This is a genomic window from Stenotrophomonas sp. 05L44_2, from assembly GCF_056665995.1.
This window is the reverse complement of the sequence record NZ_JBFTNR010000733.1, coordinates 1-2,061: the sequence shown is the minus strand read 5'-3', so window position 1 is coordinate 2,061 and position 2,061 is coordinate 1. Positions and strand designations below refer to the sequence as shown.

At 66.9% G+C, this 2,061-nt stretch carries 1 protein-coding gene and 1 pseudogene; both read left to right on the top strand.

Annotation, left to right across the window (positions count from 1 at the left end; genetic code table 11):
• Positions 1-1,663: glutamine--tRNA ligase/YqeY domain fusion protein (locus AC1VAN_RS19955; RefSeq protein ID WP_480986548.1), on the top strand; the 1,663-nt coding region annotated here is incomplete at its 5' end.
• A gap of 177 nt (positions 1,664-1,840) precedes the next feature.
• Positions 1,841-2,061: pseudogene (locus tag AC1VAN_RS19950) on the top strand (DUF6348 family protein); the annotation flags it as partial.

Genomic DNA, 2,061 nt, shown 5'->3' with positions numbered 1-2,061 from the left:
CCTGGCCAGCGGTAAGCACCAGGCGATCAAGACCCGCTTCCCGCCCGAGCCGAACGGCTACCTGCACATCGGCCATGCSAARTCGATCTGCCTGAACTTCGGCGTCGCCGGCGAGTTCGGCGGCGTCTGCAACCTGCGTTTCGACGACACCAACCCGGCCAAGGAAGACCCGGAGTACGTGGCCGCGATCCAGGACGACGTGCGCTGGCTGGGCTTTGAGTGGAACGAGCTGCGCCATGCGTCGGATTACTTCGACGCCTACTACCTGGCCGCCGAGAAGCTGATCGCCGACGGCAAGGCCTACGTCTGTGACCTGTCGGCCGAGGAAGTGCGCGCCTACCGCGGCACCCTGACCGAACCGGGCCGGCCCTCGCCGTGGCGCGACCGCAGCGTCGAGGAAAACCTGGACCTGTTCCGCCGCATGCGCGCCGGTGAATTCCCCGATGGCGCGCGCACCGTGCGCGCCAAGATCGACATGGCCAGCGGCAACATCAACCTGCGCGATCCGGCCCTGTACCGCATCAAGCACGTCGAACACCAGAACACCGGCAACGCCTGGCCGATCTACCCGATGTACGACTTCGCCCATGCACTGGGCGATTCGATCGAAGGCATCACCCACTCGCTGTGCACGCTGGAGTTCGAAGACCACCGCCCGCTGTACGACTGGTGCGTGGACAACGTCGACTTCGCCCACGATGACGCCCTGACCCAGCCGCTGGTCGACGCCGGCCTGCCGCGCGAAGCGGCCAAGCCGCGCCAGATCGAGTTCTCGCGCTTGAACATCAACTACACGGTGATGAGCAAGCGCAAGCTGATGGCGCTGGTCACCGAACAGCTGGTGGACGGCTGGGAAGACCCGCGCATGCCGACCCTGCAGGGCCTGCGTCGCCGTGGCTACACGCCGGCGGCGATGCGCCTGTTCGCCGAGCGCGTGGGCATCAGCAAGCAGAATTCGCTGATCGATTTCAGCGTGCTGGAAGGCGCGTTGCGCGAAGACCTGGACAGCGCCGCGCCGCGCCGCATGGCCGTGGTCGACCCGGTCAAGCTGGTGCTGACCAACCTGGCCGACGGCCACGAAGAGCAGCTGACCTTCAGCAACCACCCGAAGGACGAAAGCTTCGGTACCCGCGAAGTGCCGTTCGCACGTGAAGTGTGGATCGACCGCGAGGACTTTGCCGAAGTGCCGCCGAAGGGCTGGAAGCGCCTGGTTCCCGGTGGCGAAGTGCGCCTGCGCGGCGCCGGCATCATCCGCTGCGATGAAGTGATCAAGGATGCCGACGGTACCATCACCGAACTGCGCGGCTGGCTGGATCCGGAGTCGCGTCCGGGCATGGAAGGCGCCAACCGCAAGGTCAAGGGCACCATCCACTGGGTCAGCGCGGTGCACGGCGTGCCGGCCGAGATCCGCCTGTATGACCGCCTGTTCTCGGTGCCGAACCCGGACGATGAATCGGAAGGCAAGACCTACCGCGATTACCTCAATCCGGAATCACGTCGCACCGTCATCGGCTATGTCGAGCCGGCGGCTGCCACCGCGGCGCCGGAACAGTCGTTCCAGTTCGAGCGCACCGGCTACTTCGTTGCCGACCGCCGCGACCACACCGCAGCCAAGCCGGTGTTCAACCGCAGCGTGACCCTGCGCGACACCTGGTCGGCCTGAGCACCTGCGCGGGCGCCGCACAGGCGCCCGCGTCATCCCGGCGAGTGCCCCATCCCGTGAAGCCGCATCGCCGACCAGCGGACGCGGCCCGGCCGTGCTGCGCACGTGGCACGCACTGCCGCTGTGCAGCGGATACCGCCATCATCGTCCGTTCTTTCCTACCCATCAGGCCCTGCCATGTCCGCTGCCCCGAGTGCACTTCTGCCGCTGCTGCAACAGGTCCTGCTGGGCCGTGACATCGCCTGCACCGTCGAGGGCGACGGACTGCTGCTCGACAGTGGCCTGCACCTGACCCCGCACGGTGTCGGCAGCAACGAACGCGACAACGGCGGCTGGCAGACCTCCACCGTCATCGAGACCCGTCACGCGGGCTTGTTCGCCGATGGCCTGTTCGAATA